This is a genomic window from Paraburkholderia flagellata (genome assembly GCF_021390645.1).
Classification (GTDB): Bacteria; Pseudomonadota; Gammaproteobacteria; order Burkholderiales; family Burkholderiaceae; genus Paraburkholderia; species Paraburkholderia flagellata.
This window is the reverse complement of the sequence record NZ_JAJEJT010000004.1, coordinates 1,265,822-1,290,949: the sequence shown is the minus strand read 5'-3', so window position 1 is coordinate 1,290,949 and position 25,128 is coordinate 1,265,822. Positions and strand designations below refer to the sequence as shown.

The 25,128-nt window shown below is 64.1% G+C and carries 18 protein-coding genes; 12 read left to right on the top strand and 6 right to left on the bottom strand.

Going from position 1 to position 25,128, the window contains the following annotated elements; genetic code table 11:
• Positions 1 to 65: 65 nt before the first annotated feature.
• Positions 66 to 782: a response regulator gene (locus L0U83_RS36355; protein ID WP_233889216.1), complete on the bottom strand. Its 717-nt coding sequence runs from the start codon at positions 780 to 782 to the stop codon at positions 66 to 68.
• Positions 783 to 1,160: 378 nt separating this feature from the next.
• The gene (gene cobA / locus L0U83_RS36350) at positions 1,161 to 1,958 is read right to left on the bottom strand and encodes a uroporphyrinogen-III C-methyltransferase (protein WP_233889051.1); all 798 of its coding nucleotides are present in this window, start codon (positions 1,956 to 1,958) and stop codon (positions 1,161 to 1,163) included.
• A gap of 617 nt (positions 1,959 to 2,575) precedes the next feature.
• Here cobA and nirB point away from each other — a divergent pair.
• The 5 genes from nirB (at position 2,576) to cynR (ending at position 11,114) form a co-directional block, all read left to right on the top strand.
• A complete protein-coding gene (gene nirB / locus L0U83_RS36345) occupies positions 2,576 to 5,152 on the top strand; it encodes a nitrite reductase large subunit NirB (RefSeq protein ID WP_233889215.1) in 2,577 nt (858 codons plus the stop codon).
• A 28-nt stretch (positions 5,153 to 5,180) separates the two neighbouring features.
• Positions 5,181 to 5,528 (top strand): nitrite reductase small subunit NirD, encoded by a 348-nt coding sequence (nirD, locus tag L0U83_RS36340; protein WP_233889050.1) that lies wholly within the window; start codon positions 5,181 to 5,183, stop codon positions 5,526 to 5,528.
• 72 nt (positions 5,529 to 5,600) lie between these two features.
• A complete protein-coding gene (locus L0U83_RS36335; protein ID WP_233889047.1) occupies positions 5,601 to 9,782 on the top strand; it encodes a bifunctional nitrate reductase/sulfite reductase flavoprotein subunit alpha in 4,182 nt (1,393 codons plus the stop codon).
• Between the two features lie 37 nt (positions 9,783 to 9,819).
• On the top strand, positions 9,820 to 10,053 hold the full coding sequence (locus tag L0U83_RS36330) for a hypothetical protein (protein WP_233889046.1): 234 nt from the start codon (positions 9,820 to 9,822) through the stop codon (positions 10,051 to 10,053).
• Between the two features lie 164 nt (positions 10,054 to 10,217).
• A complete protein-coding gene (gene cynR, locus L0U83_RS36325; RefSeq protein ID WP_233889043.1) occupies positions 10,218 to 11,114 on the top strand; it encodes a transcriptional regulator CynR in 897 nt (298 codons plus the stop codon).
• 36 nt (positions 11,115 to 11,150) lie between these two features.
• Here the strand turns inward: cynR and L0U83_RS36320 are convergent, their stop codons facing one another.
• Entirely contained in the window at positions 11,151 to 12,539 is a 1,389-nt protein-coding gene (locus L0U83_RS36320; protein WP_233889041.1) for an alkaline phosphatase family protein, read from the bottom strand.
• Positions 12,540 to 13,151: 612 nt separating this feature from the next.
• Between L0U83_RS36320 and ilvD the strand changes: the two genes are divergently transcribed.
• Positions 13,152 to 15,011: a dihydroxy-acid dehydratase gene (ilvD, locus tag L0U83_RS36315; RefSeq protein ID WP_233889040.1), complete on the top strand. Its 1,860-nt coding sequence runs from the start codon at positions 13,152 to 13,154 to the stop codon at positions 15,009 to 15,011.
• Positions 15,012 to 15,149: 138 nt separating this feature from the next.
• Here ilvD and L0U83_RS36310 read toward each other — a convergent pair whose 3' ends face one another.
• On the bottom strand, positions 15,150 to 17,393 hold the full coding sequence (locus L0U83_RS36310) for an NADP-dependent isocitrate dehydrogenase (protein ID WP_233889039.1): 2,244 nt from the start codon (positions 17,391 to 17,393) through the stop codon (positions 15,150 to 15,152).
• A 432-nt stretch (positions 17,394 to 17,825) separates the two neighbouring features.
• Between L0U83_RS36310 and L0U83_RS36305 the strand changes: the two genes are divergently transcribed.
• Together L0U83_RS36305 and L0U83_RS36300 are read left to right on the top strand one after the other, a co-directional pair.
• On the top strand, positions 17,826 to 18,242 hold the full coding sequence (locus L0U83_RS36305; RefSeq protein WP_233889038.1) for a MarR family winged helix-turn-helix transcriptional regulator: 417 nt from the start codon (positions 17,826 to 17,828) through the stop codon (positions 18,240 to 18,242).
• A 61-nt stretch (positions 18,243 to 18,303) separates the two neighbouring features.
• A complete protein-coding gene (locus tag L0U83_RS36300; protein ID WP_233889037.1) occupies positions 18,304 to 18,552 on the top strand; it encodes a hypothetical protein in 249 nt (82 codons plus the stop codon).
• A gap of 21 nt (positions 18,553 to 18,573) precedes the next feature.
• Here L0U83_RS36300 and L0U83_RS36295 read toward each other — a convergent pair whose 3' ends face one another.
• Together L0U83_RS36295 and L0U83_RS36290 are read right to left on the bottom strand one after the other, a co-directional pair.
• Entirely contained in the window at positions 18,574 to 19,398 is an 825-nt protein-coding gene (locus L0U83_RS36295) for an alpha/beta fold hydrolase (RefSeq protein ID WP_233889036.1), read from the bottom strand.
• A 279-nt stretch (positions 19,399 to 19,677) separates the two neighbouring features.
• Positions 19,678 to 20,586 (bottom strand): LysR family transcriptional regulator, encoded by a 909-nt coding sequence (locus L0U83_RS36290; RefSeq protein ID WP_233889033.1) that lies wholly within the window; start codon positions 20,584 to 20,586, stop codon positions 19,678 to 19,680.
• A gap of 117 nt (positions 20,587 to 20,703) precedes the next feature.
• Between L0U83_RS36290 and L0U83_RS36285 the strand changes: the two genes are divergently transcribed.
• The 4 genes from L0U83_RS36285 (at position 20,704) to L0U83_RS36270 (ending at position 25,084) form a co-directional block, all read left to right on the top strand.
• Positions 20,704 to 21,582, top strand: a complete 879-nt coding sequence (locus L0U83_RS36285) for an alpha/beta fold hydrolase (protein WP_233889031.1) — start codon at positions 20,704 to 20,706, stop codon at positions 21,580 to 21,582.
• A gap of 31 nt (positions 21,583 to 21,613) precedes the next feature.
• A complete protein-coding gene (gene leuC, locus L0U83_RS36280; RefSeq protein WP_233889030.1) occupies positions 21,614 to 23,032 on the top strand; it encodes a 3-isopropylmalate dehydratase large subunit in 1,419 nt (472 codons plus the stop codon).
• Entirely contained in the window at positions 23,025 to 23,663 is a 639-nt protein-coding gene (gene leuD, locus L0U83_RS36275) for a 3-isopropylmalate dehydratase small subunit (RefSeq protein WP_233889029.1), read from the top strand. Before leuC ends, leuD begins: the two co-directional genes overlap by 8 nt.
• A gap of 98 nt (positions 23,664 to 23,761) precedes the next feature.
• Positions 23,762 to 25,084, top strand: coding sequence for an MFS transporter (locus L0U83_RS36270; protein WP_233889028.1), 1,323 nt, complete (start codon positions 23,762 to 23,764; stop codon positions 25,082 to 25,084).
• Positions 25,085 to 25,128 lie beyond the last annotated feature (44 nt).

Below are 25,128 nucleotides of genomic sequence, written 5' to 3'. Positions count from 1 at the left end.
CTTGGGGAGCAGGCTGCGCACGGCGCAACCGTGCGTGCAATGGGCGTGGAGTTCGTCATTTGTTGTTAGCCATCCATGCATGGCTCCGGGTCCGGTTCCGGTTCGAGTAGCGCGGCGTCCTTCACTCGCAGGATGTAGCCGAGTCCACGCAAAGTCAGGATCTGCGCGCTCGAATTCGCGAGATGTTTGCGCAAGCGGTGAATATAGATATCGATTGCATCCCGGCTCGGTTCTTCATCGAGGCCGAAGAGGCTCTCCATGAGCGTGCGCTTAGAAACGGTCCTGCCTTGATGCAGCATCAGCGCTTCGAGAATGGAATGCTCGCGGCGGCGCAGATTCAGCGGTGTGTCCTTGTGGCTAAAGGCACGTGTGTCCGTGCGATAGTGCAGATCGCCGCAACTCAGGCGCGCTGCCTTGTCGCTCGCCTGGCGGCGTATCAGCGCCTTGATGCGCGCGAGCAGTTCGCGCGTGTCGAAGGGCTTGACGAGGTAGTCGTCGGCACCGGCGGTAAAGCATGCCACCTTGTCGTCGATCGAGCCGTGCGCGGCCATCATCAGAACGGGAAGGTTGTCGCGCCGGCGCCGCAAACGCATGAGTACGCTCACGCCGCTCAAGCGCGGCAAGTGCAGTTCGAGCAGCACGAGGTCGTAATGCTGTGACTTCAGCACGAGGTCTGCAGCTTCGCCGTCGGCCACGCGATCGACGGTGAAATTCTCCCTGCGCAACAGGCTGACGAGCCATTGGGCAAGCCCAGGATTTTCCTCGACGAGCAACAGCTTCATCATGTTGTTCCTTACCTGCGCCCTATGATTTTGTTGATCTGTAGAGGAATCAACGTTGATGGCTGAATTCTAGGTAACGCAATCCTTCTCGACGCTTTCATGAAAAACGCCGTTTGATCGGGGATTTCCATGAGGCGAGTAGGACAAAGGTAGGATGAAGGTCAGAGATTGTTTAGTACTACAGTGCTACGCGCTATTTTGCTTACGGTTCTTGAGCTTTGTATTGGAATGAAAGCATAGCGAGCGGCGATAAAGCGGGGAGAATGGCGGACGAATTCTGCCAGTTGATATTGAGAGATTGTTTGGCAAAAGGTTGGTCGACTTAACCTATTCGCATTTCTGTTTATGTGTCGAGAAAATCAGCGGTTCATTACATGCTTACGCGCTTAGTCGTTGCGCCTCGATTGCCCGATCGTGCGAGTGCATGCCGACCGCCGCAGTCGAAATGGCGAACGAAGCCGCCTCGCCAATCGCGTTGCCCACGAGAATGATGGCGGGGCTGCCAAGGCTCGCCGCGCGAGCGCACGCCGCGATCGTGCCGAGCGTGCCCGTCACGCGGCGCTCGTTCGCGCTGCCCGCCCACTGCACGACGGCTGCGGGCGTCGCCGTGGGGAGTGCGTTGGCGAGGGTCGCGCACAGCGACTCGATCCGGCTCATACCCATATAGATGGCGAGTGTCATGCCCGTCCCGGCGAGTGCCTGCCAGTCAGGCTCGCTATGGTCGCGCAGATGCGCCGTCACGAAGATCACGCCCTGGCTGTGATCGCGATGCGTGAGCGAGATGCCGAGCCCCGCCGCCGCCGCGAACGCCGAAGACACGCCGTTCACGATCTCCACCGTCACGCCCGCCTCGCGCAATGCCGCGAGTTCTTCCCCTGCGCGGCCAAACAGCAGTGCGTCACCGCCTTTCACGCGTACTACGTGCAGGCCCCGGCGCGCGTATCGCTGCATCAAGCGCTCGATGAAGGCTTGCGGCGTGGAGCGGCAGCCGCCGCGCTTGCCTACGCGGATCACGCGGGCCTGCGGCGCGAGCGTAACGATCTCCGGGTTCGCGAGATCGTCGAGCAGCACGACGTCGGCGCTCGCGAGTACCTTCGCGGCCTTCAGGGTGAGGAGGTCGAGATCGCCCGGACCTGCGCTCACCAGCGTGACCTTGCCTTCGTTGCCCGTCGTCATCGTCGTCTTCCTTTCGTATTGCGCGCACCCGCATTGGGAACGCCTAAAAACAAATGGCGTCCGCTCGCCGCTTGCGACGAGGGGACGCCATTGTCCGGTTAGCTCGAATCGAGGTGCGCGCAGCGCGCGGCCCCTGGTTGCATTGCCCGGCGACGTTGCCGGACGCTCTGGTTCATGCAAGTTCCAGACCAACTTGCGTGCACTCGCGCTGCCGCCCGCTAGCGGGGCGCCTCCCGATCGACAACGCCGCAACCCGCGCATGCTGGGCGCACAGCGAGTGTGCTGCACGGCACCAAACTTGTGCTGGACTGCATCACGATGCGCGCACAGGCGAAGTACCGTACGCGCCGCAGGCAAGTCGCCGAAGTCCACCAGGTGGGGCGTTGCGCCGGATACGCGCAAATTGGCACAGTGCTTGCGTATTGCTTCGCAGCAAGTGCCACAGCGAATCAATGGCGATTCGGCCGCAAGCAGCAGCGCGGCGCACAAGGGTTTCGTATTCAGGGCAACGGCGTCCCCCGAATCTGGCTTCGCGAGAAGCTGGAATCGCGGGACGCCTTTTTTATTGGCAGAGGCTCATGGTGCAAGCAACGAACGAAGTGAACAGCTCGGCCGCGATGGAGATCGTCGTCGTCGGCCACGGCATGGTGGGCCACAAATTCCTCGAATGCATCCTTGCGGACGGCGCGCCGAACACGCTCGTGACCGTGCTCTGCGAAGAGCCGCGTCCCGCTTACGACCGCGTGCACCTCTCTGAATTCTTCGCGGGCAAGTCGGCGGACGATCTGTCGCTCGTGGCGCCCGGTTTCTTCGATCGCGAGAACGTGCGCCTCGTGCTCAACGCAAAGGCGGTGTCGATCGATCGCGAGGCTCGCACCATTACAGTGTCCAACGGAGAGACGCTCGCGTACGACAAGCTCGTGCTGGCCACTGGTTCTTCGGCGTTCGTGCCGCCCATCGCAGGCAACGACCGCGCCGATTGCTTCGTCTACCGAACCATTGCCGATCTGGAAGCGATGCAGACGCGCGGCGCGCACGCGAAGTCGGGCGTGGTGGTGGGCGGCGGCCTGCTCGGCCTCGAATGCGCGAAGGCCCTGCGCGACCTGGGCCTCGACACGCACGTGGTGGAGTTTGCGCCGCGCCTCATGGCGGTGCAGGTGGACGACGACGGCGGCCGCATGCTGCGCGGCAAGATCGAAGAACTCGGCGTGAGCGTTCACACGCAGAAGAACACCCTGGCGATCGTGGATGGTGAAACGGCCGCCAACCGCATGCAGTTCGCCGACGGCACGCACCTCGATGCCGACATGATCGTGTTCTCGGCCGGCATTCGTCCGCGCGACGAAATCGCCCGCGCCTGCGGCCTCGATATCGGCGCGCGCGGCGGCATCGTGATCGACGATCAATGCCGCACGAGCGACGCGAACATCTACGCCATCGGCGAATGCGCGCTGTGGCAAGGCCAGATCTTCGGCCTCGTCGCGCCCGGCTACGACATGGCGCGCATCGCCGCCAAGGCGCTGGCAGGCATTGCGTCGCAGTTCGCGGGCGCCGACATGAGCACCAAGCTCAAGCTGATGGGCGTGGACGTGGCGAGCATTGGCGACGCACACGGCAAGACGCCCGGCAGCCGCTCGTACCGCTACGCCGACGAACGCCGCCAGGTCTACAAGAAGATCGTCGTCTCCGATTGCGGCAAGAAGCTGCTCGGCGCGGTCATGGTGGGCGACGCGAGCGAATACGGTACGTTGCTGCAGATGATGCTCAACGGTATCGAGCTACCCGAGTCGCCCGAATTCATGATCCTGCCGCAGGCCGACGGCAAGGCGAAACCCGCGCTCGGCGTGGAAGCGCTGCCCGAAGCCGCGCAGATCTGCTCGTGCAACAACGTTTCGAAGGCCGAAATATGCACGGCCGTGCGCGACGGCGCGACGACTATCGCCGCCGTGAAGGGCGCGTGCAACGCCGGCACGTCGTGCGGTGGCTGCGTGCCGCTCGTCACGCAGGTCATGAAGTCGGAGATGAAGCGTCAGGGCCTCGCCGTCAACAATCACCTGTGCGAGCACTTCCGTTATTCGCGCCAGGAGCTTTATCACATCGTGCGCGTGGAAGGCATCAAGACCTTCGGCGAACTGCTCGCGAAGCATGGCAAAGGACTCGGCTGCGATATCTGCAAGCCTGCCGTGGGCGGCATTCTTGCATCGTGCTGGAATGAATTCGTGCTGAAGAAAGAGCACGCGAGCCTGCAGGACTCGAACGACTACTACCTCGCCAACATTCAGCGCGACGGCACGTATTCGGTGGTGCCGCGCATGCCGGGCGGCGAGGTCACGCCTGAAGGTTTGATCGCCGTGGGGCAGGTGGCGAAGAAGTACGGCCTCTACACGAAGATCACTGGCGGCCAGCGCGTGGACCTCTTTGGTGCGCGCGTCGAGCAACTGCCTTTCATCTGGGAAGAGCTGATCGCAGCGGGCTTCGAATCGGGGCACGCCTACGGCAAGGCCTTGCGCACGGTGAAATCATGCGTGGGCTCGACGTGGTGCCGCTATGGCGTGGGCGATTCGGTGGGCTTCGCGATCGAACTCGAGAACCGCTACAAGGGCCTGCGCGCGCCGCACAAGATCAAGTTCGGCGTGTCGGGCTGCACGCGCGAATGCGCGGAGGCACAAGGCAAGGACGTCGGCATCATCGCAACCGAAAAGGGCTGGAACCTCTACGTGTGCGGCAACGGCGGCATGAAGCCGCGCCATGCGGAACTGCTCGCTTCCGATCTCGATCAGGCCACGCTGGTGCGCTACGTCGACCGCTTCCTCATGTTCTACGTGCGCACGGCCGACCGCCTGCAGCGCACGAGCGTGTGGCGCGATAACCTCGAAGGCGGCCTTGAGTATTTGATCGACGTGGTCGTGCACGACAAGCTGGGCCTTGGCGCCGAACTCGAAACGGAAATGCAACTCGTGGTGGACACCTACGAATGCGAATGGAAGAAGGCCGTGACCGATCCTGAAACGCGCCGCCGTTTCCGCCACTTCGTCAACAGCGATGCGGGCGACCAGCACGTTACCTTCATTGAAGAGCGCGGCCAGATCCGGCCGGCTACACCGCAGGAGCGTACGCAGGTTCCGCAAGCCGCGCCGCATTTCAAGCGACATGAAGCGCTTGGCGAGATTCCCGTAGTCGTCGAAACCGTCTGATTCCTTTCATCGAACCGAGGAGTACGAAATGAGCAACGAACATAGTCAAGGCAACTGGGTTCCGGTCTGCACGCTCAACGATATCGTGCCGAACACCGGCGTGTGCGCGCTCGTGAAGGGCGAGCAGGTCGCCGTGTTCCATGTCGACGACGGCGACGCGCGCGTGTACGCCATCGGCAACTACGACCCCAACTCGCAGGCAGCGGTGCTTTCGCGCGGGCTCGTGGGCAGCTTTGGTGAGCGTGTCGTGGTGGCCTCGCCCATCTATAAGCATCACTTCGATCTCTCCACCGGCGAATGCATCGAAGCGCCGCAGCATTCGGTCAACGCGTTTCCCACGCGAGTCGAAAACGGTCAGGTCTGGGTTGCCGCCTGACACGACGAAGGCGCGGCGAGCACGTAACGCCGCGCGCCCTGAATCTGTTTCCATCTGATATCGATCGACCGCATGAGCCGCGATAGCGTAAAAAGCGTTTGCCCGTACTGCGGCGTAGGCTGCGGGATGATCCTGCACGTCGAGGACGGTCAGGTCGCGAAGATCTCCGGCGACGCCGAGCATCCGACCAACTTCGGCCGCCTCTGCACGAAGGGTTCGTCGGCGCACGTGGCGCTGCGCAAGTCGGGGCGTCTCGAGCGCGCCTTCGTGCGCCACGCCCGCGACGAGGACCCGGTGCCGCTGCCGCTCGCGCAGGCGATCGCGGATACGGCGCGCCGCTTGCGCTCGACGCTCGACGCGCACGGTCCCGACGCACTGTCGTTCTACGTATCCGGGCAAATGTCGATCGAGGCGCAGTATCTCGTGAACAAGCTCGCGAAGGGCTTCGTGCACACCAACAACATCGAGTCGAACTCGCGTCTGTGCATGGCGAGCGCGGGCAGCGGGTACAAGCTTTCGCTCGGCGCGGACGGCCCGCCGGGCTCGTATCAGGACTTCGACAAGGCTGACGTGTTCTTCGTGATCGGCGCGAACATGGCGGACTGCCATCCGATCCTGTTCCTGCGCATGATGGACCGCGTGAAGGCGGGCGCGAAGCTCATTGTGGTGGACCCGCGCCGCACGGCGACCGCGGATAAGGCTTCGCTCTTTCTGCAGATCGCGCCTGGCACCGATCTCGCGCTACTCAATGGCTTGTTGCACCTGTTGCACAAGAACGGTCACACAGACGCAGACTTCATTGCACAGTACACCGAAGGATGGGACGCAATGCCCGCGTTCCTCGACGACTATACGCCGGAGAAGGTCGCTGAAATCACGGGCCTGGCCGCTGACGACATTCGCCGCGCAGCGCAGATGATAGGCGAAGCGCCCGAGTGGATGAGTTGCTGGACCATGGGCCTGAACCAGAGTACGCATGGCACATGGAGCACGAACGCGATCTGCAACCTGCATCTGGCGACGGGCAAGATTTGCCGCCCAGGCAGCGGGCCGTTCTCGCTCACGGGGCAGCCGAACGCAATGGGCGGGCGCGAGATGGGCTACATGGGGCCGGGCCTGCCCGGCCAGCGCACGGTGCTCTCCGATGACGACCGCGCATTCGTGGAAGCGGCGTGGGGCGTGGCGCCCGACACGCTGCCCGTGAAAGTGGGCGGCGGCACCATCGACATGTTCTCGCGTATGGCGACGGGTGAGATCAAAGCGTGCTGGATCATCTGCACGAACCCCGTTGCGAGCGTCGCGAACCGTCAGACGGTGGTGGCGGGCCTGAGAGCCGCCGAACTGGTGATCGCGCAGGACGCTTTTCTGGACACCGAAACGAATCAGTACGCCGACGTGCTGCTGCCCGGCGCGCTCTGGGCCGAGGCCGAGGGCGTGATGATCAACTCCGAGCGCAACATGTCGCTCATGCAGCAGGCCGTCGAACCGCCAGGCGAGGCGCTGCCGGATTGGCAGATCATCGCGCGCGTGGCCTGTGAGATGGGTTTTGCGCTGGCGTTCAGCTACGAAAGCGCCGCTGAAGTATTCGACGAAATTGTGCGGTTCTCGAACCCGAAGACGGGCTATGACCTGCGCGGCGCGAGCCACGCGAAGCTGCGCGAAACGCCGCTGCAGTGGCCCATCGCACCGGATGCCGCGAGCGATCGCAATCCGCTGCGCTATGTGAACGACGGCGTGAGCCAGACGCTCAAGGAAAACGCGGACGGCTCGCGCCCACGCATCGCTTTCGCCACGCCGCACGGCAAAGGCGTTTTCTTCGCGCGCCCTCATGTCGCGCCCGCCGAACTGCCGGATGGCACGTTCCCGGTCGTTTTCAACACGGGTCGGTTGCCGCATCAGTGGCACACCATGACGAAGACCGGCAAGGTGCCGATGCTCAACAAGCTCAACCCGGGCCCCTTCGTCGAGATTCATCCCGAAGACGCCGCCGCGCTCGGCATCGCCGCGAAGGATCGAGTGGAAGTGCGCTCGCGCCGCGGGCGGATGGTGCTGCCTGCCGTCGTGACCGAGCGCGTGCGGCCCGGCAACTGCTTCGCGCCCATGCACTGGAACGACGTGTATGGCGAGGAACTTTGCGTGAACGCCGTGACGAGTGATGCAATCGACACGATTTCTCAGCAGCCCGAATTGAAGTTCTGCGCGGTAGCGCTTTCGCGAGTCGGTCCGCAATCCGCGCCGCACGAGACCACACACACGCCGGATGCGTCCTCTGCCGAGTTTCACGCGAGCGCGCCGCAAGCCGTCAACCCGTCTCAGGAACACGACATGTCCCGTATCGATGCCTTTTCGACGCTACTCGGTCTCGACGACGTCGCCGCGCCGCAACTGGGCGATGCAGAGCGCCAGTACCTCGCGGGTTTTGTCGGCGGCCTGCGCTCATTGAAAGGTGGCGAGCCCGTTGGCGTGCCCATGCTGCCAGCGCACGCTCCCTTTCCCGCGGACACGCGCGTATGGCTGGACGGCTTGCTGGCGGGCCTGTTCAGCCGCGGTGAATCCCTTACGCGTCCGACTACGCTTGCCGTGCCGAGCGTACCTGAAGAGAAGCCGCATGGCGTGCGCATCGCGCACACGCGCCCAAAGGTCGTGCTGCTGTGGGCCTCGCAAACGGGCAACGTCGAATCGCTCGTCGAGCAGTACGCCACGCAGCTAATGGAATCGGGCTTCGAGATCCGTACAGCCTGCATGGCGGATTACCCGCTCGCGAGCCTCGAAAAGGCGCAATACGCACTCCTGATGACGAGCACCTTCGGCGACGGCGACGCGCCCGACAATGGCGAGCTGTTCTGGAGCGCGCTCGCGGCGGAAAACGCACCGCGTCTCGCATCGCTGCGTTTCTCGGTCCTCGCTTTCGGCGACCGCAACTACGACGCGTTCTGCGGTCACGGCCGCAAGCTCGATGCGCGCCTCGAAGCGCTGGGCGCCGCGCGCCTCATGGAGCGCGTCGATTGCGACAGCGAGTACCAGAGCGCAGCCGACGCATGGCTCGATCGAATCGTCGTCCGTATCAAAGAAGAGGACGCGGCGCTGCACGCGGTGCCCGCCGGTGGTGCGATTCCGGAGGTGCTGCCCGGCTGTGCGGCGACCAGGGCGCGCCCGGCCGCCTCGAAGCTCCTGAAGAACGCGCGACTGAACATGAAGGGCGCGACGAAGGACACGCGCTACTTCTCGCTTGCAACGGGCGAGGCGGGCCTCGACTACGAAGCGGGCGATGCGCTCGGCGTGTGGCCGACCAACTGCCCCGCGCTTGTGGACGAATTGCTGGGCCTCACGCGCCTCGCCGCCGACACGCCGGTTGCCGTGAGCGGCCACGGCGAGATGCGCCTTGGCGAGGCGCTCAGCAAGCACTACGAAATCGCGCGCCCGAACCCCGATGCGCTCGCGTTCATTGCGTCCCGCACGCGCTCGCGTGGCCTTGCCGATATGCTCGACGAGACGCGCAAGGGCGATCTGCGCAACTGGCTCTGGGGCCAGCAGCTTGCCGACGTGCTGCACGAATACCCCATCGACATGAACGCGCCCGAACTGCTCGGCATGCTCAAGCGCTTGCAGCCGCGGCTCTATTCGATTTCGTCGAGCCCGAAGGCACACGCGGGCGAGGTGCATCTGACCGTTTCGGCCGTGCGCTACAACAACGGCCGCCGCGAGCGCAAAGGCGTGGCATCGACTTTCCTCGCCGACCGCGCACAGGAGGGCAGCGTGCCCGTGTTCGTCCAGAAAAGCACGCATTTCCGGCCGCCGCGCAACGGCGACGCGCCGATGATCATGGTCGGTCCTGGCACCGGCGTCGCCCCGTTCCGCGCCTTTCTGCACGAGCGGCAGGCACGTGGCGATACGGGCCGCAACTGGCTCTTCTTCGGCGAGCAGCACGCGGCCACCGACTTTTACTATCGCGACGAACTGGAGCAGATGCGCAAGGACGGCCATCTCGACCGGCTCGATCTCGCGTTTTCACGTGACCAGACCGAGAAGGTCTACGTGCAGGACCGTATGCGCGAGGAGGGCGCGCAGCTCTGGGCGTGGCTGCAGGAAGGGGCGCACCTCTACGTGTGCGGCGATGCGAGCCGCATGGCGAGGGACGTGGATGCGGCGCTCAGGGAGGTGGTGGCGGCCCATGGTGGCATGAATGCCGAGGCCGCCCACGACTACGTCAGTGCGCTCGGACGGGACAAACGCTACGTGCGCGACGTCTATTGACGGGGCGCGGCGCGGCTTCAGCCATGCTCGCTGAGCGGTGCTCGCCGGCACGCCACGTTTTCAGCGCTCGAAAGCGCCGCGTGCGCGCCTGATCCACGCGAACGAAACCTTCATCTTCATCGCCGAGCCCGGCATAAAGGCCGCCTTGGGCGCCTTTGGCGACAACGGGTTCGGGCAGCAGGATGGCGATGAGAAAGGTCAGGCACGAGCCTGCGAATACCGCCACTACGCTCATCGAGATCGACTCGAACATCCGTTTGCTCCCCGGTAGAATGGTGTCCGGCTGGCGATGCCGCGCGCACTGCGCACTGCTTCGCCGCCATCGCAAGCCATTTTGCGCAGAGCGCGCGCCCACGTCCAAGACGATATTCGGATCGTCACGATAAGCGCGCCTTATGAAAAGAATCCGGAGACATTCGGGAGGCAGCCATCTTGATGCTTCGCTCGATACGCTACGTGCTCACCGTGGCGGAGTTGAAGAATTTCACGCGCGCAGCCGAAGTGCTGCACGTTTCGCAGCCGGCGCTTTCACAGCAGATCCGCCAACTGGAAAACGATCTTGGCGGCGCGCTGTTCGACCGCAGCGGCCGCGCCATCAGCCTCACCGAATTCGGGCGCGTGTACATCGAACACGCGCGCCAGGCGCTCGCGCATCTCGACGCGGGCAAGCGTGCGCTGCACGAGGTGTGCGACCTCACCCGCGGCCTGCTGCGGCTCGCCTATACGCCCACGTTCGCCGAATACCTGATCGGGCCGGCGCTGCGAGGCTTTCGCGAAGCGCACCCGGCCATCGTGCTCGAAGTGAGCGAGCGGCCGCTGGAAGACATCGAGGGGGGACTCGAGCGCGACGAACTCGACCTCGGCATTGGCTTCACGGATGTGCGCTCCGATGAAATCGAAGTGCGTCCGCTGTTTGCCGAGCACATGGCGCTGCTCGTGGCTACGCGCCATCCGCTCGCGCGACGCCGCGCCGAGGTGACGGCGGACCAGCTCGCGGCGATGCCGCTTGCGCTATTGAGCCCTGACTTCGTGGTGCGACGCTTCGCCGATGCCTATTTCCGCGCGCACCAGTTGATACCGCGCGTCATGCTGCAAGCCAACTCCGTGGGCACCGTGCTCAAGCTCGTGAAGGACGGCACGCTCGCCACGCTACTGCCTTCGGCGGTGTTGCGCGAGCATCGCGGGCTTGTCACGCTGCCCGTAATTCCGGCGTTGCCGCAGCGCACCGTCGCGCTGCTCAAGCGGCGGCACGCGTCGAGCACGCTCGCCGCGAACGCGTTTTCGGACGTGCTGCTCGGGTTGATTTCGCAGGAGCGGCTGGGCGAAGCTTGAGGCATGCGTCGCATGCCCCGTAGTTCGTTGGCCAGATCAAGGTTGCCCGGACGCAAGCAGGTTGTGGAAAAAGTCCACCGCGTGCTGGCGGGTGGGCATCGCGCCGAGCGTGGCCGCCGGGTCGAGACCTGAGCGCCGCGCCGTGCCGCTCACGAGACTCTTTTGCAGGTCGTTCAGAGGGCGAGCGAGACTGGTCGCAATGAAGCCGGAGGCAGGCGGCGCGGTGATGGCTGGCAAGTCCGCGCGCGGCGTGTCTAGCGTGAGCAGCGGAGCCAACGTGGGCGCGGCAGCCACACGTTGGCTCGCGAGCATGTCGGCAGGCGCGATGTCGAGCCAGTCGCGCAGCGTGGCGAGAATCGACGTGTGGTCGTAGGGCGTGGCGTTGGTCGAGCGGAACACGGTGCCCGGCGCGATGTAAGGCGAAACCACGACCGCCGGCACGCGCACGCCAAAGCTGTCGAAGGCGAAGTTCTGGTCTCCGGGGTTGCTTGCGGCATCGGGAGCCACGGCGTTGGCGGGCGGAAGTACGTGATCGTAGGTGCCGCCGTGCTCGTCGTAAGTGATGACGAGCAGCGTTTCGGGCCACGCGGGCGACGTGCTCACGGCGTTCCAGATGTCGTAGAGAAAGCTTTCGCCCGCATAGACATCGTGTGGCGGGTGCTGGTCGTTGGGATCGAGCAGAAAGCGTGGCTCGATGAACGAATACTGCGGCAGCGTGTTGTTCTGGCAGGCCGAGACGAAGTTGCCGAAGCGCTGGAAGTTCGCCTTATATTTCGGATCCCATAGCGTTGGGAACATCGTAAGCGTGAGCGACGGCGCGACGAGCGCGGCGCTGTACACGGCCCAGCTCGCGTCCACGTCACTCATTACATTGAAGATGGTGCGCACCTGCCATTCGAACGGATCGGGTGGCGAGCCGTTGTCGACGTGGCCGTTCGACGTGCCCGCGTGGGCGAACGCGCGGTTGGGCCAGGTCTGGCTCGGCACGCTCGCGAACCAGGCGTCCGAAACAGCGTATTCGCGCGCGAGCGTGGAAAGCACCTTCAACTGATCCGGGCTGTGGCACTGCATGACCTGGCTTGCGTCTGTCGTCGCGGTCGTCTCGTAGTCTTGTACGAAGCCGGACATGGGCGCCGCGCCCGTGGCGTTGCCGAGCAACTGGATTCGCACGTTTGCGAACGTTTCCTGAGGATCGGGGTCGGGCAGCGTGGCCGTGGAGGCCGGTATGGTTGCGGCGATGGTGCCGCCTGCCCTGGTCGGGTTGCTGAGGCCTGCCTTCAGGCCGTCGAATGGCTGTTCCGCGCTGGCGGCGGGCAGGAAATGCGTGGGGCTGCCGCCGTTCGCGTACAAGCCGCCCAGCATTGTGTCAAACGAACGGTTCTCGAACATCACGACAACGACGTGCTTGATGTTCTGCATGGGCATGGTTCTCTCCGTCACGGGGGCTGACGCAGAGTATTGGTGCAGGCATGCGCTTTCGGCAAGGTTCGGGAACCCTGGCGACGGGACCTGCCGATGCCGCAAACGCCCCTAGCGCATCCTCGCGCGCCAGACTTCATGCCCAGCGCAGACGGCCAGAAAAACGCCCAGCAGGATCGCGGCGACCGCCGCAGACTGATCCCCGGCGCCTGCCACTGCGCGCAGCCAGAGGTGCACTCCCGTACCCGTTGCAACGAGCCCAAGCGCGAGGCCTGTGACTGCCAAGGTCGCGCGTCGCCGCGCATGATGCCAATGATTCATATTGCCCCCCGAAGTGCTTGCGTTCGCGCGTCTGCAAGACGCTGTATGGGCACGATACGCCGCCAGAAATCAATCGGCATCTGCCGCCAATAATGTTGGACGGCCGGGGCATGCACAGCGCGAATGATCGAGCGCAAAAAGCCGCCAAAACCGCCGCGGACAGCGCACCGCCAAGCCCTGTGGGATAATCACAAAGTTTGCCCAGAGCGCAGCTCAAGAGGTTGTTCGCAAGGGCGTGCGTGGGGCCTTTATTCCTGTGGCCCGCTTCCTTTCTGCGATTTTTCTTCTACAGCCACAATGCCCGCATACCGTTCCAAAACCTCCACCGCCGGCCGCAACATGGCAGGTGCGCGCTCCCTCTGGCGCGCCACCGGCATGAAAGACGAAGACTTTGCCAAGCCGATCATCGCGGTCGTCAACTCGTTCACCCAGTTCGTTCCCGGCCATGTGCACCTGAAAGACCTCGGCCAGCTCGTTGCGCGCGAAATCGAAGCCGCGGGCGGCGTGGCCAAGGAATTCAACACCATCGCCGTCGATGACGGCATCGCCATGGGCCACGACGGCATGCTCTATTCGCTGCCGAGCCGCGACATCATCGCGGATTCGGTGGAATACATGGTCAATGCGCATTGCGCCGACGCCATGGTGTGCATCTCGAACTGCGACAAGATCACGCCGGGCATGCTCATGGCCGCCATGCGCCTGAACATTCCCGTGATATTCGTCTCGGGCGGCCCGATGGAAGCGGGCAAGACGCGTCTCGCGAACCCCGTCACCAAGGCGATCGAAGTCAAGAAGCTCGACCTGATCGACGCCATGGTGATCGCCGCGGATACCAAGTACTCCGACGCCGAAGTGGCCGAAGTCGAGCGCTCCGCCTGCCCGACCTGCGGTTCGTGCTCGGGCATGTTCACGGCCAACTCGATGAACTGCCTGACCGAGGCGCTGGGCCTCTCGCTGCCCGGCAACGGCACCGTGGTCGCCACGCACGCGGACCGCGAACAGCTCTTCAAGCGCGCTGGCCGCCGCATCGTCGAACTCGCGCGCCAGTACTACGAGCAGGAAGACGAGCGCGTGCTGCCGCGCTCGGTGGGTTTCAAGGCGTTCGAAAACGCCATGACGCTCGACATCGCCATGGGCGGTTCGACCAACACGATCCTCCACTTGCTGGCCATCGCGCAGGAAGCGGGCATCGACTTCGGCATGACCGACATCGACCGCCTTTCGCGCGTCGTGCCGCAGCTGTGCAAGGTTGCGCCGAACACGAACAAGTACCACATCGAAGACGTGCACCGCGCTGGCGGCATCATGGCGATCCTTGGCGAGCTGGAGCGCGCGGGCAAGCTGCACACCGATGTGCCGACCGTGCACACGCCGACGCTCGGCGACGCGCTCGAGCAATGGGATATCAAGCGCACGCAGGACGAAGCGGTCAAGACGTTCTACATGGCCGGTCCGGCTGGCGTTCCCAGCCAGGTCGCGTTCAGCCAGAACACCCGTTGGCCGAGCCTCGACTCGGACCGTGCCGAAGGCTGCATCCGCTCCTATGAGCACGCGTTCTCGAAGGAAGGCGGCCTGGCCGTGCTGACGGGCAACATCGCGCTCGACGGCTGTGTCGTGAAGACGGCAGGTGTGGACGACAGCATCCTCGTGTTCGAAGGTACGGCTCACGTGACCGAGTCGCAGGACGAGGCGGTGGAAAACATCCTCGCCGACAAGGTCAAGGCCGGCGACGTGGTGATCGTGCGCTATGAAGGCCCGAAGGGCGGCCCCGGCATGCAGGAAATGCTCTACCCGACGAGCTACATCAAGTCGAAGGGCCTCGGCAAGGCGTGCGCGCTCTTGACCGACGGCCGCTTCTCGGGCGGCACCTCGGGCCTGTCGATCGGCCACTGCTCGCCGGAAGCGGCAGCGGGCGGCGCGATCGGCCTCGTGCGCGACGGCGACAAAATCCGCATCGACATTCCGAATCGCACGATCAACGTGCTGGTCTCGGACGAGGAACTCGCGCGCCGCCGCGAAGAGCAGAACGCCCGTGGCTGGAAGCCGGCGAAGGCGCGCCCGCGCAAGGTGTCGGCGGCTTTGAAGGCATACGCGAAGCTGGTGATGTCGGCAGACAAGGGCGCTGTGCGCGACCTCTCGCTGCTGGACGACTAAGCCTTGAATGCGAGGCGGCCCGCGTGGGCCGCCTCGCAGCAGAAGGGCAAAAAAAATCGAGCCTCCCGATCACTTCGGGAGGCTCGATTCGTTTGTGGAGCACGTCCCCCGCGCTAGCGCAGGGGAAGGTTCCATCACTTACTTCGCAGCGGCTGCGAGTGCGGCGTTGAACGTCGCGCTCGGACGCATGACTTCAGCGAGCTTCGCGAAGTCCGGCTTGTAGTAGCCGCCGATGTCGACCGGCTTGCCCTGAACTGCGGCCAGCTCGCCAACGATCTTCTGCTCGTTCTCGGCCAGCGCCTTCGCGAGCGGTGCGAAGCGAGCCGCGAGTTCCGCGTCGTCCTTCTGCGCGGCCAGTTCCTGCGCCCAGTACATCGAGAGGTAGAACTGGCTGCCGCGGTTGTCCAGCTCGCCGGTCTTCGGCGACGGGCCCTTGTTGTTGTCGAGCAGCTTGCCGGTGGCGGCGTCGAGCGTCTTCGCGAGCAGCTTGGCGCGCGCGTTGTTCGTCTTGATGCCGAGGTCTTCGAGCGAGACGGCCAGCGCGAGGAATTCGCCGAGCGAGTCCCAGCGCAGGTGGTCTTCCTGAACCAGCTGCTGCACGTGCTTCGGAGCCGAACCGCCTGCGCCCGTTTCGTACATGCCGCCGCCCGCCATCAGCGGAACGATCGACAGCATCTTCGCGCTCGTGCCCAGTTCCATGATCGGGAACAGGTCGGTCAGGTAGTCGCGCAGGATGTTGCCGGTGACCGAGATCGTGTCCAGACCGCGGATCACGCGCTCGAGCGTGTAACGCATCGCGCGGACTTGCGACATGATCTGGATGTCGAGGCCGTTCGTGTCGTAATCCTTCAGGTACGTCTCGACCTTCTTGATCACTTCGTTTTCGTGCGGACGGTACGGGTCGAGCCAGAACACGGCCGGCGTACCCGAGTTCTTCGCGCGCGTGACGGCGAGCTTGACCCAGTCGCGGATCGGCGCGTCCTTCACGAGGCACATGCGCCAGATGTCGCCTTGCTCGACTGGCTGCGTGAGCGCTTCGAGCACTTCGCCGGTGGCGTTGTCGACGATGCGCGCCGTGCCGTCCTGCGTGATCTCGAACGTCTTGTCGTGCGAACCGTACTCTTCAGCTTTCTGCGCCATCAGGCCGACGTTCGGCACCGTGCCCATCGTGCGCGGGTCGAATGCGCCGTTGGTCTTGCAGAAGTTGATGATTTCCTGGTAAATGCGCGCGAACGTGCTTTCCGGAATCAGGCACTTCGTATCGGCCGGACGGCCGTCGGCGCCCCACATCTTGCCGCCTGCGCGGATCATGGCCGGCATCGAAGCGTCGACGATCACGTCGTTCGGTGCGTGCAGGTTCGAGATGCCCTTGGCCGAGTCGACCATGGCGAGCGCCGGACGGTGCTCGTGGCACGCGTGCATGTCGCGGATCACTTCTTCGCGCTGCGATTCCGGCAGCGTTTCGATCTTCGTGTAGAGATCGACGAGGCCGTTGTTGACGTTCACGCCGAGCTGTTCGAAGAGCTTGGCGTGCTTCGCGAACGCGTCCTTGTAGAACGTGCGCACGGCGTGGCCGAACACGATGGGGTGCGAAACCTTCATCATGGTCGCCTTCACGTGCAGCGAGAGCATGACGCCGGTCTTGCGGGCGTCTTCCATCTGGTCTTCGTAGAAGGCCAGCAGCGCGTTCTTGCTCATGAACATGCTGTCGACGATCTCGCCGGCTTGCAGCTTGACCTTCGGCTTGAGCACGATGGTTTCGCCACTCTTCGTGACGAGTTCCATGCGGACTTCACGATCCTTGTCGTTCGTGATCGACTTTTCGCCGTGGTAGAAGTCGCCGTGCTTCATGTGCGCGACGTGGGTGCGCGAAGCCATGCTCCACTCGCCCATGCTGTGCGGGTGCTTCTTCGCGTAGTTCTTCACCGCGAGCGGTGCGCGGCGGTCCGAGTTGCCTTCGCGCAGCACCGGGTTCACGGCGGAGCCGAGGCACTTCGAATAGCGCTTCTGGATAGCCTTTTCTTCGTCGGTCTTCGGATCTTCGGGGAAATCAGGGACCTTGTAGCCCTTGCCCTGGAGTTCCTTGATCGCGGCGACGAGCTGCGGCACCGATGCGCTGATGTTCGGCAGCTTGATGATGTTCGTTTCCGGCAACTGCGTGAGACGGCCCAGTTCGGCCAGATTGTCCGGCACGCGCTGTTCTTCCGTGAGGAATTCCGGGAACTCGCCGAGGATACGGCCCGCAACGGAGATATCGCTGGTCTCGACGTTCACGCCGGCCGGCGCAGCGAAGGTGCGGATGATCGGCAGAAACGCGCTGGTGGCGAGCAGCGGCGCTTCATCGGTCAGGGTATAGATGATGGTGGGTTGCTGGGTACTCATCGGCTTCTTGGCGGGGTTCAAAAACGGGGTGATAACACCACCGGCTGCGCGCAGTCGGCGAAACACCTGGATTTTGCCTGAATTTGCAGCGGGCCGGGGGCCAACAATGCATGTATTTCATATCGTGGAAAGCGCTTGCGCAATGTTAATTGACGAGAAAGTCGGCGCGTTTGCCTTGATCGGCCGGCTGCGCGCTGAAAACGTTTCCGCGCCGGAGCCCCGTTGCATAAGGCTTTGCAGGGTGATCCCGAGGATTCGGCCACCGCTCTGAGGTTTTGTTGATCGTGCCCTCGATAAGGTGTCAAGCTGGTAAAGACCCTTGTGAAAAGAGAAGTGAATCGGGGAGTCTTATATAAGAATTTTGCCCCGCTAGCCTCGCTGATGACCATAACAACGATTGCCTTGCTAATCAATTCGTGGTCTCATTGCCCCATGTTCGATCACTGCCTTTACTTCAATTCGTCGGCGCTCGCGCGACTCGTCGAGCGCGAGTGGAGCGCCGCTTATGCGCCGTTCGGCCTCACGCCCGCGCAAGGCTTCGTGCTGCGCGTGGTGCTGGCGAAGCCTGGGTGCCTCGCGAGCGATGTCGCGCAAACGCTCGGCATTGCGCGGCCCACGGCTACGCGCCTCGTGGACAACCTCTGCGAGAAGGACCTGCTCGAGCGCCGCCAGGGCGAGGCCGACGGCCGCGAATGGGGACTCTTTCCCACGGCGAGCGGCGCGGCGCTCGACGGCCCGATCAACGGTGCAAGCGCCGAAGTCGCACGCCGCCTGCGAGCGCAAGTGGGCTCGGACCTGTTCGAGTCGACGGTCACTGGCATGCGCAAGATACGCAAAGGACTCGCGTAAGGCGTTCGCGCCTTTTTTTAAAATCCAATGATTGTCTTGCTAATCAATAAGGAGAGGTGCGATGAGTGAAGCGGCGCTAAAAGGGACGGGGGAGGAAGCCTGGCGTTGGGCGATTGGCGTGGCGATCGCGGCGCTGGCGGTCGGCGGCGTCATTGCGGCAATCGTCGTGATGCCGCGTACCGTGGAGGCGAACAACCGCGCGTGCATGGCGGCCTATGCCAACGATCTGCACGCGGATCTCGCGGCGTTCGCGCAAGACCCGGCGTGGCAGGCGCAATACGTCGAGGCGCTCACGGCGTGCGCGCGTTGAACGGGCACGCCGCGCGCTCTATTACTTGCGATTGATGAACGCGAGCAGATCGGCGTTGACCTGATCGGCCATCGTCGTGCACATGCCGTGTGGGCCACCCGGATAGATCTTGAGCGTCGCGTCCTTCACGATTTTCGCGGAGAGCTTGCCCGCGTCGTCGATCGGCACGATCTGGTCGTCGTCGCCGTGCAGGATCAGCGTGGGCACGTCGAACTTCTTGAGGTCTTCGGTGTAATCGACTTCGGAGAATTCGTGCACGCAGTCATGCAGCGCGAGGATGCCGCCCCACATGCCCTGCTGCCAGAACGAGTCGATCACGCCCTGGGATACCTTCGCGCCACTGCGGTTGTAACCGTAGAACGGGACGGCCAGGTCCTTGAAGAACTGCGAGCGGTCGTCGATCACGCCCTTGCGGATGCCGTCGAACACATCTTTGGGCAGGCCGCCCGGATTCTTCTCGCTCTTGATCATGATGGGCGGCACCGCGCCGATCAGCACCGCGCCCGACACGCGCTTCGTGCCGTGGCGGCCGATATAGCGCGCGACTTCGCCGCCGCCCGTGGAATGGCCAACGAGCGTGGCGTCCTTGACATCGAGCTTGTCGAGCAGGTCGGCGAGGTCGTCGGCCCAGGTGTCCATGTCGTTGCCTTTGGCGGGCTGATCGGAGCGACCGTGGCCGCGGCGGTCGTGCGCGATCGCGCGAAAGCCGTTTTGCACGAGAAAGAGCATTTGGGCGTCCCAGGCGTCGGCCGTGAGCGGCCAGCCATGGGAGAAAACGACGGGCCGGCCGCTACCCCAATCCTTGTAATAGATCGACGTGCCATCGCGGGTGGTCAAGGTGCTCATTGGAAACTCTCCAGTTTCTAACTACAGCATCACGAAGCAGACAGACGCCGACGCGCAGGCGCGCGTGCTCGATTCTCGCGGCGGTTTGAGGCGGCGTCCGGGGATGGGCAATGCGGGTGGAACGTGCCGGAAGCTGCGCGTCATGGAAAGCGGCGCAAGGCACGCGAAGCAGTATAAAGAGAACGCCTGATCGATGACGCGAGGGTGTGCGGCCCTGTGTTGCAGATTTTTGCAGATGATTTGCAGGTGGCTTGTGAGCCTCAGCGCCGCCGCGCGCGGCTACGCCAATTCCTCGCCAACGGCATCGCGCAGATATTCGCCGAGAAACTCGACGAAACTGCGCAGCTTCGCCGAGAGCTTGTTGCGCTCGAGATAGATCGCGTGAATATCGGCGTTCGGCAGCGCCCATTCGGCAAGCAGCGGCACGAGTTCGCCACGCTCGATGTGCTCGCCGATTTCCCACTGCGAGCGCACGACAATGCCGCGTCCGTCGAGAGCCCAGCGCAGTACGGTGCTGCCGTCGTTGCTCGAGAGCGCGCCGTCGACTTTCACGGTTTCCGCGCGCTTGCCCCGCGAAAAGTGCCAGGTTCCGTATGCCGAGTCGTTTTCGCGCAGCACGATGCACGCGTGGCGTGTCAGATCGTGCGGCGCCGATGGCTTGCCATGCCGCTTCAAATACGCCGGCGACGCGCACACGATGCGCCGGTTCTTCAGCAGCAGACGCGCGTTGATGCGCGCGTCGGGCACCTCGCCGAAGCGGATGCCGAGATCGAAGCCTTCTTCTTGCAGGCTGAGCGGCCGCTCCGTCAATTGCAGCTGAATTTTCATCGAAGGAAAACGCTCGACGTAAGCGGACACCGCGGGGGCGACGTGCGCGCGGCCAAAGCCAAACGAAGCGTTCACGCGCAGCAGCCCGGCCGGCTCGCCGCGGCTGCGCGTGACGAGCTGTTCCAGCTCCGAGAGTTCGTCGAGGATGCGTGAGCCGTTCGCGAGATAGAGCTCGCCTTCCGGCGTGAGCGAAAGACGCCGGGTGGTGCGGTTCACGAGCCGCACGCCGAGGCGCTGCTCCAGTTGCGCAAGACGCTTGCTCACAGCGGGCGGCGTGACGCCCAGTTCGCGTGCCGCCGCCGCCAGATTGCGGTTGCGCGCCACGAGCGCAAAAAGATTCAGATCGGAAAACGCGTCCATCGCGCCGCTCCCGTTGTCGTGCGTGATTCGTTCCTGGAAGTTACGACCGGATTGCTTTTGCGGAAACCCAATCGCTCCAGGCATCAATTAGACTGCATGCAACCTCGGGAGACAAGCATGTTCGAAGGTTTCACCAACGCGTCGGCAGATATTGAAGGCGTTCGCATTCACGCAATCAAGGGTGGACGCGGCCCCGCGCTGTTGCTCCTGCACGGCCATCCACAGACGCATGCCATCTGGCATAAGGTCGCGCCCACACTCGCGGAACACTTCACGGTCGTTGCCGCCGACCTGCGCGGCTACGGTGACAGCGGCAAACCGCAGGGCGCGCCTGACCACGCCAATTACTCGAAACGCCGCATGGCGCTTGATCAGGTCGCGCTCATGCGTGGCCTCGGCTTCACGTCATTCGCGGTCATGGGTCACGACCGGGGCGGTCGGGTCGCCGCGCGCATGGCAATCGATCATCCAGACGCGGTCACGCAACTCGTTACGCTCGACGTCGCGCCAACCGTCGCGATGTACGAGCAGACGTCGTTCGAGTTCGCACGCGCTTACTGGCACTGGTTCTTTCTCGTGCGCCCGGCGCCGTTTCCGGAAACGCTGATACGCGCCGACCCCGATCTGTATCTGAAGCAGACCATGGGCGCGCGCAGCGCGGGGCTCGCGCCATTCGCGCCCGAGGCCTACGCGGAGTATTTGCGCTGCCTCTCGGACCCCGCGACGGCACACGGAATCTGCGAGGACTATCGGGCGTCGATCACCATCGACCTCGAACACGACCGCGCGGATCTGGCGGCGGGCAAGCGCATCGAGTGCCCGTTCCTCGCGTTGTGGGGCGCGCAGGGAACGGTTGGCCAGTGCTTCGATCCGCTGGCGGAGTGGCGTAGCTGGAGCGCAAGCGTAAGCGGCGAGGCGCTGCCGTGCGGCCACTACATCGCGGAAGAAGCGCCCCAGTTGCTCCTCGAACGCGTGCTCCCGTTTTTCCAGCGCTGATTCGTTCGTCATTTCTCAGTTGGGCTTCATCATGTCCTCACACACGCTTTACCGGAAACTGGTTGATTCGCACACCGTATCGATCATCGACGCCGATCACGTCCTGCTCTACGCCGATCTGCACATCATGAACGAGTACACGAGCCCGCAAGCGTTCGCGGGCTTGCATGAGAAGGGCCTGCGCGTGCGCCGCCCGCGCCAGCAGATGGGCGTAGTCGATCACGTGATTCCCAGCAAGCCGGTGCCCGTGGCCGCGCGCACGATCGAGATCGTCGACGCCGCGAAGCAGGCCGCGAACTTCACGCGCAACTGCGTGGAACAGGGCATTCATCTGTTCGATATCCACGACCCCATGCAGGGCATCGAGCATGTGGTCGCGCCCGAAATCGGTCTGATTCGTCCCGGCATGGTCGTGCTGTGCGGCGACAGCCACACGACGACCTATGGCGCACTGGGCGCGCTTGGGTTCGGCATCGGGACCTCGGAAGTCGAACACGTATTGGCGACGCAGACGCTCGTGTATCGCGTCGCGAAGGACATGCGCATCGTCGTGGACGGCGCGCTGCCGCCGGGAACGACGTCGAAGGATCTCGTGCTGCACATCATTGCGAAGATCGGCGCGCAGGGCGCACGCGGCTACGCGGTGGAATATGCGGGCGAAGCGATCGCCTGGCTCTCTGCCGAGGCGCGCATGACCTTGTGCAACATGACCGTGGAGGCGGGCGCGCGCGCCGCGCTGATCGCGCCCGACCGCACGACGCTCGACTACGTGGCCAGCAAGATCCGCGACCTCGATGCAAAGACGCTCGATACCGCGTGCGAAGCGTGGTCGAAACTGCGCCCCGATGACGGCGCCCGTTTCGACGTGGAGCATCGCTTCGACGCCGCGCGCATCGCGCCGTACGTGACGTGGGGCACGAGCCCGGACCAGGCGGTGCCGGTCGACGGCCGCATTCCCGAAGTGGCCGAAGGCGCGGGTCTCGACGCCGCGACGCTGCACAAGGCGCTCGAATACATCGGCCTCGCCGCAGGCGCTGCGATCGAGGGCACGCCGATCGACCGCGTGTTCATCGGCTCCTGCACCAATGCGCGCATCGAGGATCTGCGCGCCGTTGCCGAGGTCGTGCGCGGCCGCAAGGTGGCCCCGACTGTGCGTGCGATGGTCGTGCCCGGTTCGGGCATGGTGCGGGACCAGGCCGAGCGCGAAGGCATTGCGCAGACGCTGATCGATGCGGGGTTCGAGTGGCGTCAGCCGGGCTGCTCGATGTGCCTCGCGATGAACGACGACGTGCTCGCGCCGGGCGAGCGCTGTGCCTCGACGACGAACCGCAATTTCGAAGGGCGTCAGGGGCGCGACAGCAAAACGCATTTGATGAGCCCCGCGATGGCCGCCGCCGCTGCGCTTGCGGGCCGCATCGTCGACATTCGCAAGGAGCTTTCACATGGCTAAGCCGTTCATGATCTCGGGCGTTGCCGCGCCGCTGCCCGTCAACAACCTCGATACCGATCAGATCATGCCCAAGCAGTTTCTGCTCGGCATCGACAAATCGGGGCTCGCGCGCGGGTTGCTGTACGACTTGCGTTTCGACGCCGATGGCCGCCCGCGTGACGCTTTCGTGCTGAATCGCCCTGAATATCGCGGCGCGAAGGTGCTGATCGGGGGCTCGAATTTCGGCTGCGGATCGAGCCGCGAGCACGCGGTGTGGGGCTTGCAGCAGGCGGGTTTCGAAGCCGTGATCGCGCCGAGCTACGGCGAGATCTTCTACTTCAATTCGACGAACAACCGGCTCCTTCTCGTGACGTTGCCGCCGGAGCAGGTCGAGGCACTGGTCGCGGAGATCGCGAGCGGCGACGACAAGCACGTATCGATCGATGTCGACAACGAAGTCGTGGTCGCGCCTTCGGGACAGCGCTTTGCGTTCTCGCTACCGCCGCGTCAGAAGCAGATGCTCGTGGAAGGGCTCGACATGGTCGGCATGACACTGCGCCAACAAGAAGCGATCGACGCATTCGAGGCGAAACATTGGGCGGCGCAGCCGTGGTGCCGCATCGATCTGCCAGCGCAACAGCAGCGCGGTTAGCACCTCATTCATAACCAGACCGTTCGCGCGACGCGCGCAACGGCACAGGGACGCACTCACCGCCAGGCGCGGCAAGTGCGCCCATATGGAGACAACAAATGAACATTGCCGCAGTCCATCCGCAGGACGCCGCCACGCTCGAGCCCAGCGTCGTGCGCAAGGTCTCTCGGCGCATCACGCCGTTCATCATCGTCCTGTATTTCCTGAGCTTTCTGAACCGCGTGAACGTCGGCTTCGCAGGGCTCACGATGAATCACGACATCGGGCTCACGCAGGCCATGTTCGGCGTGGGAGCGGGGATCTTCTTCGTCGGCTATATCGCGGCAGGTATGCCGTCCAACCTTGCGTTGCAGCGCGTGGGCGCGCGCAGATGGATCGCACTGCTGATGGTTGCATGGGGTCTGCTTTCCGCGGCCACGGCGTTCGTCACCGGCCCGTACAGCTTCTATACGCTGCGCTTCGTGCTCGGTCTCGCCGAAGCGGGCTTCTTTCCCGGCATCATTCTCTATCTGAGCTTCTGGTTTCCCGCGCGCCATCGCGCATTCGTCACGGCGATGTTCATGACCGCCGCGCCGCTCTCCAACATGATCGGCTCGCCCATCTCCGGCGCGCTCATGAGCCTGGAGGGCGTGCCGCATCTGCACGGCTGGCAATGGCTCTTCCTCGTGGAAGGCGCGCCGACCGTGCTGCTTGGCATCGTTTCGTACTTCTATCTGACTGACCGGCCCGAGGACGCGCAGTGGCTCGCGCCCGCCGAGCGGCAGTGGCTGAGCGGCGAAATGCGGCGCGAACGCGAAGCGAAGGCGGCACAGAGCAAGTCGAGCGTATGGGGCGCAGTGAAGGACCCGCGCGTGCTGCTGCTCGCGCTCGTCTATGCGGGCACGTCGACCGGACTCTACGCCATCGGCATCTGGGCGCCGATGATCATCCACCGCTTCGGCTTCAGCTACTTCGAACTGGGCCTCGTGAACGCGATTCCGAATCTGTTCGCGGTGGTGACGATGGTGCTCTGGGCGCGCAATTCGGACCGCACGAACGAGCGCCGCCTGCACGTTGCGATTGCGTGTCTCGCGGCCGGTATCGGCATGCTGATGTCCGGACACGCCACCAGCGCCATTGTGCTGATCATCGGGCTCTCGATCGCGAACTTCGGCATCAACGCGGCGAAGCCGCCGCTCTGGAGCATGCCCACGCAGTTTCTCTCGGGCTCCGCTGCCGCTGCGGGCATTGCGATCATCAACGCGATGGGCAGTCTCATAGGCGGCACGATCGGCCCGATGGTGATTGGCCGGTTGCGCGACGTGAGCGGCGACTATTCGTTGGGACTGTATTTCGTCAGCGCCACGCTGCTAGTTTCGGCCGTGCTCGCGTATGCGTTCGGGTTGCGCGCCCGGCGCGCGGAAGTTAGCGTAAGTCGATGATTTAAAAAGATATAGCCGATCCGGATACTTCCGGTTGCGTCTCT

Bases quoted from the DNA above. Each gene is read 5' to 3' on its own strand.
- L0U83_RS36290 (WP_233889033.1), bottom strand. From the start codon at position 20,586: ATGGACGCGTTTTCCGATCTGAATCTTTTTGCGCTCGTGGCGCGCAAC.
- leuC (WP_233889030.1), top strand. From the start codon at position 21,614: ATGTCCTCACACACGCTTTACCGGAAACTGGTTGATTCGCACACCGTA.
- leuD (WP_233889029.1), top strand. From the start codon at position 23,025: ATGGCTAAGCCGTTCATGATCTCGGGCGTTGCCGCGCCGCTGCCCGTC.
- cynR (WP_233889043.1), top strand. From the start codon at position 10,218: ATGCTTCGCTCGATACGCTACGTGCTCACCGTGGCGGAGTTGAAGAAT.
- L0U83_RS36310 (WP_233889039.1), bottom strand. From the start codon at position 17,393: ATGAGTACCCAGCAACCCACCATCATCTATACCCTGACCGATGAAGCG.
- nirB (WP_233889215.1), top strand. From the start codon at position 2,576: ATGGAGATCGTCGTCGTCGGCCACGGCATGGTGGGCCACAAATTCCTC.
- L0U83_RS36305 (WP_233889038.1), top strand. From the start codon at position 17,826: ATGTTCGATCACTGCCTTTACTTCAATTCGTCGGCGCTCGCGCGACTC.
- L0U83_RS36295 (WP_233889036.1), bottom strand. From the start codon at position 19,398: ATGAGCACCTTGACCACCCGCGATGGCACGTCGATCTATTACAAGGAT.
- L0U83_RS36285 (WP_233889031.1), top strand. From the start codon at position 20,704: ATGTTCGAAGGTTTCACCAACGCGTCGGCAGATATTGAAGGCGTTCGC.
- ilvD (WP_233889040.1), top strand. From the start codon at position 13,152: ATGCCCGCATACCGTTCCAAAACCTCCACCGCCGGCCGCAACATGGCA.
- L0U83_RS36355 (WP_233889216.1), bottom strand. From the start codon at position 782: ATGAAGCTGTTGCTCGTCGAGGAAAATCCTGGGCTTGCCCAATGGCTC.
- L0U83_RS36300 (WP_233889037.1), top strand. From the start codon at position 18,304: ATGAGTGAAGCGGCGCTAAAAGGGACGGGGGAGGAAGCCTGGCGTTGG.
- L0U83_RS36320 (WP_233889041.1), bottom strand. From the start codon at position 12,539: ATGCCCATGCAGAACATCAAGCACGTCGTTGTCGTGATGTTCGAGAAC.
- L0U83_RS36270 (WP_233889028.1), top strand. From the start codon at position 23,762: ATGAACATTGCCGCAGTCCATCCGCAGGACGCCGCCACGCTCGAGCCC.
- cobA (WP_233889051.1), bottom strand. From the start codon at position 1,958: ATGACGACGGGCAACGAAGGCAAGGTCACGCTGGTGAGCGCAGGTCCG.
- nirD (WP_233889050.1), top strand. From the start codon at position 5,181: ATGAGCAACGAACATAGTCAAGGCAACTGGGTTCCGGTCTGCACGCTC.
- L0U83_RS36335 (WP_233889047.1), top strand. From the start codon at position 5,601: ATGAGCCGCGATAGCGTAAAAAGCGTTTGCCCGTACTGCGGCGTAGGC.